Origin of the sequence: Albidovulum sp., from assembly GCF_041919395.1 — a bacterium.
Taxonomy (GTDB): Bacteria; Pseudomonadota; Alphaproteobacteria; order Rhodobacterales; family Rhodobacteraceae; genus Albidovulum.
The window spans coordinates 1-6,674 of the sequence record NZ_JAYRTX010000132.1; the positions used below are offsets into that span (position 1 = coordinate 1).

9 protein-coding genes and 1 pseudogene are annotated in these 6,674 nt (G+C 67.4%); 4 read left to right on the plus strand and 6 right to left on the minus strand.

The features are described from left to right. The 3 genes and pseudogenes from ACMUOO_RS15920 to ACMUOO_RS15930 form a co-directional block, all read right to left on the minus strand. Positions 1-262: pseudogene (locus ACMUOO_RS15920) on the minus strand (hypothetical protein); the annotation flags it as partial. A gap of 127 nt (positions 263-389) precedes the next feature. After that, positions 390-899: a DUF1643 domain-containing protein gene (locus tag ACMUOO_RS15925; RefSeq protein WP_301918296.1), complete on the minus strand. Its 510-nt coding sequence runs from the start codon at positions 897-899 to the stop codon at positions 390-392. Then, positions 896-1,552 carry an RluA family pseudouridine synthase gene (locus tag ACMUOO_RS15930; protein WP_301918295.1) on the minus strand — a complete coding sequence of 219 codons (657 nt, stop codon included), beginning with the start codon at positions 1,550-1,552 and terminating at the stop codon, positions 896-898. The genes ACMUOO_RS15925 and ACMUOO_RS15930 overlap by 4 nt, the downstream gene beginning before the upstream one ends. 406 nt (positions 1,553-1,958) lie before the next feature. Between ACMUOO_RS15930 and ACMUOO_RS15935 the strand changes: the two genes are divergently transcribed. The 4 genes from ACMUOO_RS15935 (at position 1,959) to ACMUOO_RS15950 (ending at position 5,043) form a co-directional block, all read left to right on the plus strand. Beyond that, a complete protein-coding gene (locus ACMUOO_RS15935; protein WP_301918294.1) occupies positions 1,959-3,122 on the plus strand; it encodes an alpha-hydroxy acid oxidase in 1,164 nt (387 codons plus the stop codon). A 128-nt stretch (positions 3,123-3,250) separates the two neighbouring features. Continuing rightward, positions 3,251-3,868 (plus strand): 50S ribosomal protein L25/general stress protein Ctc, encoded by a 618-nt coding sequence (locus ACMUOO_RS15940; RefSeq protein ID WP_301918293.1) that lies wholly within the window; start codon positions 3,251-3,253, stop codon positions 3,866-3,868. A gap of 123 nt (positions 3,869-3,991) precedes the next feature. Beyond that, positions 3,992-4,669, plus strand: a complete 678-nt coding sequence (gene pth / locus ACMUOO_RS15945; RefSeq protein ID WP_301918292.1) for an aminoacyl-tRNA hydrolase — start codon at positions 3,992-3,994, stop codon at positions 4,667-4,669. Continuing rightward, a complete protein-coding gene (locus tag ACMUOO_RS15950; protein WP_413855716.1) occupies positions 4,666-5,043 on the plus strand; it encodes a DUF2237 family protein in 378 nt (125 codons plus the stop codon). The genes pth and ACMUOO_RS15950 overlap by 4 nt, the downstream gene beginning before the upstream one ends. A gap of 1 nt (position 5,044) precedes the next feature. Here ACMUOO_RS15950 and ACMUOO_RS15955 read toward each other — a convergent pair whose 3' ends face one another. The 3 genes from ACMUOO_RS15955 to ACMUOO_RS15965 form a co-directional block, all read right to left on the minus strand. Then, positions 5,045-5,593 (minus strand): helix-turn-helix transcriptional regulator, encoded by a 549-nt coding sequence (locus ACMUOO_RS15955; protein WP_301918290.1) that lies wholly within the window; start codon positions 5,591-5,593, stop codon positions 5,045-5,047. 47 nt (positions 5,594-5,640) lie between these two features. Next, positions 5,641-6,108 (minus strand): hypothetical protein, encoded by a 468-nt coding sequence (locus ACMUOO_RS15960; protein ID WP_301918289.1) that lies wholly within the window; start codon positions 6,106-6,108, stop codon positions 5,641-5,643. Positions 6,109-6,246: 138 nt separating this feature from the next. Then, positions 6,247-6,573 (minus strand): hypothetical protein, encoded by a 327-nt coding sequence (locus tag ACMUOO_RS15965; protein WP_301918288.1) that lies wholly within the window; start codon positions 6,571-6,573, stop codon positions 6,247-6,249. Positions 6,574-6,674: the final 101 nt, after the last annotated feature.

The window sequence follows — 6,674 nt, forward strand, 5'->3', positions numbered from 1 at the left end:
CATAGCCACCGATCTGATCATCGCCGCCAAGGCCGGCGATGTCGTCGGCGTTCTCGCCTCCAGCGAGAATCTCGCCCCCGTCGCTGCCGACGATGGCCTCGCCCAACGGGTTTCCGTCGAGCGACGGTTCGGCCGTCTGGGCGTCGTTCTGAACCGCGCCCTCCGCCTCGTCGTGCCCGTCCTCGTCAGGCTTGACGCCCCCCGTGAAATCGACAGCCAGACCCACCATTAGAAGGCCCATCAGGCCAGCCAGCATCAACATGACGCACCCCGCGATTGCGGCGCCAGCCTCCCACAGCCGGCGCACCCCGACTGCGATTGGAGCGCTCAGGAGTTAACTCCGAGCCAATGCGGCCGGCGACCCGGAGATTTTTCTGCACTTTGCCGGATCAAGCGACCCAGGGCCGCGGGGCGACGGAATAGGCAACGTAGAGAGGATGGCGGGGATGGCCACCGCGGGTGAGTCCGAGATGCGCGAGCGCGACACCTGCGGCCCGAAGCCGCGCCGCCACACCCGCGCCCCGGCCGAGAAGAACGCCATGTGCGCCCCAGCCGCACAGGACGGCCGTGGCCCCAGCGGTCGCTTCCGTCAGGACCGCGTCATTCGCCGGGCCGACGGGATCGGCCGCGCGCCTGAGATCTGCGGGCCGGGTGGCGCGCCAGGCAAACAGGTTCGCCACCGCGAACCCGCCATAGCCCAGCGCCCGCGCCCGCCGTTCGCAGCGTTCCACCGTCGGGTCGTTCTCTGCCTCGGTCGCCGTCGAGGGATTGAGAAGAATGTAGAGAAGCGGCCCGTCCCGCCCGCCCCAGTCGCGTTCGAGGAGGTAGCGATACCGGCCACAGTCGGACCAGAGCGCCCGCGACCGGCGCGCACCCGCCTCGTGATGCCTCTCGATCATCGGAAGGGGCAGGGCGCGGTGAAGGTCACGCCCTTGCCGGTCTCGGGATGCGCAAACCGCAGGCTTTCGGCATGGAGCATGAGCCGCGGGTAGTCGCGCGCCGGACCTTCGGCATAAAGCGGATCGCCGAGGATAGGGTGGCCAAGCTCGGCCATGTGGACGCGAAGCTGGTGGCTGCGTCCGGTCAGCGGGAAGAGCCGCACGCGGGTGGTGCCGTCCGGATCATGGCCGAGCACCTTCCAGTCGGTCTGCGCAGGCTTGCCGTTCACCCTGTCCACATGCTGGCGGGGCCGGTTCGGCCAGTCCACGATCAACGGCAGATCCACCCGCCCCTCTTTCGGCATCAAGTGCCCCCAGAGCCGGGCGCGGTAGGCCTTCTTCGTCTTGCGGTCCTCGAACTGCGCCGAGAGCACCCGCTGCGCGTGACGGGTAAGCGCGAAGACGATCACCCCGGAGGTGTCGCGGTCGAGCCGGTGGACCAGAAGCGCCTCGGGGTGGAGCTTCTGGAGCCGGGCGATCAGGCAGTCGGCCAGATGCGCACCCTTGCCCGGCACGGTCAGCAGGCCCGCCGGCTTGTCGAGGACGACGATCGCATGATCGGCATGAATCACGCTGAGCGGCGCATCGGGTGGGGCGTAGCTGGCATCGGTCATGGCCGCCGGCCTAGCACGCGACGGGCGCCCTGTGCACCCCCGTCGGCGGGCGCCTCAGCCGAGGGTGACGTCGAGGATCATCATGAACATGAGCGCGAAGGCGAGCCCCCAGTCACCCGGTCCTGATGACCGTTGCGGTGGGGTTAAGGCAGGATCCCGTGGCTGATGATGTAGCGCATCCCCCCCGTGCCGCGAAGGTCACCCGCCAGGGCAGGACACCGGAGACGGCCGCCGTGCCGACGAACCCGCCGAGGAGGCCAGATCCGACCGTTCCGAGCCTTGCGAACAACCTGCCGGCGATCCATCCCGCCCCCGCAGAATTCGCAAGGCCGAAAGCGCATTGCCACGGCAGGACCCCGTTGCTAAGCAGGGATCACCAATCCGGGGGCCACTCCAGAGGGACGCCATGCCCGTCATCACCTGCATCGACGACCTGAAGCGCCTCTACCGTCGGCGCGTCCCGCGAATGTTCTTCGACTATGCGGAGTCGGGCAGCTGGACGGAGCAGACCTTCCGCGAGAACGTCACCGATTTCGCCGAGATCCGTCTGAGGCAGAAGATCGCCGTGGACATGACCGGGCGCTCCACGGCGTCGGAGATGATCGGACAGCCGGTCGCCATGCCCGTGGCGCTCGCTCCGGTCGGGCTGACAGGCATGCAGAACGCCGACGGAGAGATAAAGGCGGCCCGTGCGGCCGAGGCGTTCGGGGTGCCCTTCACGCTGTCCACCATGTCGATCTGCTCGATCGAGGATGTGGCGGCGCACACGTCGAAGCCCTTCTGGTTCCAGATCTACACGCTGAACGACGACGCTTTCAACCGCGCGATCATCGGGCGGGCGAAGGCCGCGGGCTGCTCGGCACTCGTGATCACCGTGGACCTGCAGATCCTCGGGCAGCGCCACAAGGACCTGAAGAACGGCCTCTCCGCCCCGCCGAAATTCACGCTTCCGACGATGCTGAACCTGGCCACGAAATGGGCCTGGGGGATCGAGATGCTCCAGACGAGGCGGCGCTTCTTCGGCAATATCGTCGGCCATGTCGAGGGCGTATCCGACCCCTCCTCGCTCTCGGCCTGGACGGCGGAGAAGTTCGACCCCGCGCTCAACTGGGACAAGATCCGCAAGCTGATGGACATGTGGGGCGGCAAGGTGATCCTGAAGGGTATCCTGGATGTCGAGGATGCCGAGAAGGCAGCCGCCGTCGGCGCCGATGCCATCGTCGTGTCGAACCACGGCGGGCGGCAACTCGACGGCGCGCTTTCGTCGGTCCGGATGCTGCCGGCGATAGCGGCGGCGGTCGGCGGCAGGACGGAAGTCTGGATGGACGGCGGCATCCGTTCCGGCCAGGATGTGCTGAAGGCGCTCGCGCTCGGCGCGAAAGGCGTGATGATCGGCCGCGCCTTCGTCTACGGACTGGGCGCAATGGGCGAGGCGGGGGTGGCGAAAGCGCTCCAGGTCATTCACAAGGAACTCGACACCTCCATGGCGCTCTGCGGCGAGACGAAGGTGACGTCGCTCGGGCGTCACAACGTGCTTCTGCCGTCCGATTTCCTCGACCGCTACAGCTGAGAGCACACGCGCCGGGGAGGAGCCCGGACGTGTAGAATCCGCTTCCCTTCGCGGACGATCCGTCCTATACGCCCGCGTTCATGGGCATGCACCCTTGGAGGATGCCCTTAAACACCATGGAGAGACCAATGGCTGGTGAGATCCCCGATCTTATCGCCGAGGTACGGACGGGGACAGGCAAGGGGGCCGCCCGTCAAGCCCGTCGCGAGGGCTACGTACCCGGCATCGTCTACGGCGACGGCAAGGAGCCGCAGCCGATCAACATCAACTACCACGCGCTTTTGAAGAGGCTGAAGGCCGGCCGCTTCCTGTCCACGCTCTTCAACCTGAAGGTCGAAGGCCAGGACGACGTGCGGGTGATCTGCCGCGGCGTCCAGCGCGACGTCGTCAAGGACCTGCCGACCCATATCGACCTGATGCGCCTGCACCGCGCGAGTCGCATCAACCTTTTCATCCACGTCACCTTCGAGAACCACGAGAAGGCGCCGGGGCTGAAGAAGGGTGGGACGCTGACGATCGTTCGCCCGGAAGTCGAACTGGAAGTGACCGCCGGCGACATCCCCGATCACATCACCGTGGACCTCACGGGGCGCGACATCGGCGACGTCATCCACATCAACGACGTGGACCTGCCGAAGGGTGCCGTGCCGACGATCAAGCGCAACTTCGTCATCGCCAATATCGCGGCCCCCTCGGGCCTGCGTTCGGCCGAGGAAGAGGGCGAGGGCGAGGGCGCCGGGGAATAACCCCCAATGTGCCTTGCACGAGATCGGCGGGGCCTTCGGGTCCCGCTTTTCGTTTTGGTGGTGCGGGCGCTTGCCCCCGGCCCCTGCCGCCTCTACCTTTCCCCCGCCAGCGCGAGGTGAGCCATGCGACTTTTCGTGGGCCTCGGGAACCCCGGGGCCAGATACGCGACGAACCGTCACAACGTCGGCTTCATGGCCGTGGACCGGATCGCCGCAGACCATGGCTTCGCGCCCTGGCGCACGAAGTTCCAGGGCGAAGTCAGCGAAGGCCGGCTCGGCACCGAGCGCGTGGTCCTTCTGAAACCGATGACCTTCATGAACCTCTCCGGCCAGTCGGTGGGCGAGGCCATGCGCTTCTTCAAGCTGGAGCCCGCCTACGTCACTGTGTTTCACGACGAACTCGATCTCGCGCCGGGCAAGTGCCGGGTGAAGGAGGGCGGCGGACATGCGGGGCACAACGGGCTCCGCTCGCTCCACCAGCACATCGGCGATGACTATGCCCGCGTCCGCATCGGCATCGGCCATCCCGGCCACAAGGACCGGGTGGCAGACTATGTGCTCTCGGACTTCGCCAAGGCAGACGAGGCCTGGCTCGACGACCTTCTGCGCGGCATCTCGGACGGGGCGCCAGCGCTGGCCGCGGGCGATGCGGCGCGGTTCATGAACGCGGTGGCGCTGAGGACCGCGCCGCCGCGGTCCACCGCACGAACGGAGGCTCCGCCTCCGTCCGCCTCCGAGCCCGCCGCCGAACCCGCCGCGCCCAGGTCACCCCTGCAGCGGCTCCTTGACCGTTTCACATGACACCCCGGCCCGACCCCCCTCTCAACGTGCTCCGCCAGCCGCTGGAGCCTTGCTCGAACCGGCCGCTCACCGGCTTCTTCCGCGATGGACACTGCAACACCTGCGCCGAGGACCGTGGCCACCACACCGTCTGCGCGGTGATGACGGCCGAGTTCCTCGCCTATTCGAAATACGTCGGCAACGACCTGTCCACGCCGCGGCCGGAATACCGGTTTCCCGGAGTGCAGCCCGGCGAGAGCTGGTGTCTCTGCGCCGGACGTTTCCTGCAAGCGCACGAGGAAGGCTGTGCGCCGAACGTGCGGCTTGCCGCCACGCATCTGCGCGCGCTCGACGTCGTGCCGCTGGAAGTCCTGACGCTCTACGCGCTCGACTGACCTAGCCGGCCGCCCGAAGCATGGTCTCCTCGGGTTCGGGCGGTGCGGTGGGGACGGGCGCGGGCAGCATCGCGTCATCCATCAGGTCCTCGATGAAGAGGCTGAGGAGCTGCGGGCGCCCGTTCACGCCGGACTTGCGGTAGATCGCATTCGTCTGGGCCTTCACCGTACCCTCGGCGGTGCCGCGCAGGACGGCGATTTCGTGGGTCGAGAGGCCCTTGATCGCGAAAAGCGCCACGTCCCGTTCGGCCGAGGTCAGACCCCAGTCGCGGAACCGCGCCTCCATGAGCTCCATGAAGGCGCCGGAAACCTGGCGCAACTGTTCCTCCGCGCGCTTCTGGCGCTTCAGCATGCGGCCGAGGACCGCCACGCTGAGAAGCGCCCCGAAGACGAGGCCGAGAACGGCGCCGATCTCCAGAAGCTCGCGCATTTCCCAGTCGATCGGCCGGTGCTGGATACCAAGCAGGGTCAGCAGTGTTCCGCCGACGAGAACGGCGGCGCAGAGCACCTGGAGGAAGAGCAGGAGGAACACGGCGATCCGGTCACGCATGGCGACCTCCCGGCCCGCAGCCCCGCGAACCGTCGCTGCAGGGGCGCCTACTCGCCGACACCGGGGGTCTCTTTGGTCTTGGACCGCCTGTCCCTGCGTGGCTCCCGCGTCGGTTCCTTGGAGGGCTCTTTCGTGGGCTCCTTCTCGGGCTCGTCCGTGCCGCCACCATCCGGTTCCGTTCCGCCGTCCGTGCCGGTGCCGCCGTCGGTCCCAGTGCCGCCGCCACCGGTCCCGCCGCTGCCCGCGCCATCGGTGCCGGAACTGGCCGTCCCCGTGCCGCCGCCCTCGCGCGACGCGACCCGGATGTCGCCAGCATCATTGACGTAGTCGCGCAGGATCTCGCCCGAGGTCGGATCGAACACGACCTCTCGCTGCAGCTTGCCTTTCGCCGCCAGGACCCGGACCCGTCCGAGCAGGGTGCGTTTCCGGCTGACGATGCTAAAGCCCTCACGCCGCAATCGCGCGGCCAACTCGCTTTCCACATCCCGTGCCGCAGCCGGGAAGGCCATCGTCACGGCCGCGGCCGCGACGGAAAGGAGAAGTCCGCGTCTGGTCATGCCCACAACACACCGTCCCCACGTGGCGATTCTTGGGCTAACGCGAAGCGATCACAAGGATGATTGCGGCATTCGGGAGCCGCGGTTTCCCTTGTGTCAACGATCGTCGCAGGAGTCGAAGATCGCTTCCGAAAGCAGGGTAATCCCGTCCGCATCGTAGAACCGCTCTACACCGATTCCGCCCCGGTCGATCTTCTCCATCACGCGGGCGCCCGCGCAGTTGAATATCCGGCGCACGTAGCCCGATTCGCCGCGCGCCTCGATCGCCAGAACGTTCGCGTTCCAGCGGATGTCGATATCGGCGAAACCTTCCGACGTCATCGTGCGCAGCTGGTCGCGCACGACGCCTGAAAGGTTCGCGGCCGGAAGCATGATCACAAGGCGCTGTTGCGGTGCAGAAGCGAGGTCTTTGTGGTGCATCATCTCTGTTCCCCAGTGTGCAGGTTACCGCCGTTGTCAGCGTCCCGCACATGCCCCCTCGGCACGGACCGCCGTATGGGGAAACAGGAGCAGCATTCCGCAAC

Coding starts and splice junctions, on each gene's coding strand:
- ACMUOO_RS15940 (WP_301918293.1), top strand. CDS start 3,251: ATGGCTGGTGAGATCCCCGATCTTATCGCCGAGGTACGGACGGGGACA.
- ACMUOO_RS15965 (WP_301918288.1), bottom strand. CDS start 6,573: ATGATGCACCACAAAGACCTCGCTTCTGCACCGCAACAGCGCCTTGTG.
- ACMUOO_RS15950 (WP_413855716.1), top strand. CDS start 4,666: ATGACACCCCGGCCCGACCCCCCTCTCAACGTGCTCCGCCAGCCGCTG.
- ACMUOO_RS15955 (WP_301918290.1), bottom strand. CDS start 5,593: ATGCGTGACCGGATCGCCGTGTTCCTCCTGCTCTTCCTCCAGGTGCTC.
- pth (WP_301918292.1), top strand. CDS start 3,992: ATGCGACTTTTCGTGGGCCTCGGGAACCCCGGGGCCAGATACGCGACG.
- ACMUOO_RS15925 (WP_301918296.1), bottom strand. CDS start 899: ATGATCGAGAGGCATCACGAGGCGGGTGCGCGCCGGTCGCGGGCGCTC.
- ACMUOO_RS15930 (WP_301918295.1), bottom strand. CDS start 1,552: ATGACCGATGCCAGCTACGCCCCACCCGATGCGCCGCTCAGCGTGATT.
- ACMUOO_RS15935 (WP_301918294.1), top strand. CDS start 1,959: ATGCCCGTCATCACCTGCATCGACGACCTGAAGCGCCTCTACCGTCGG.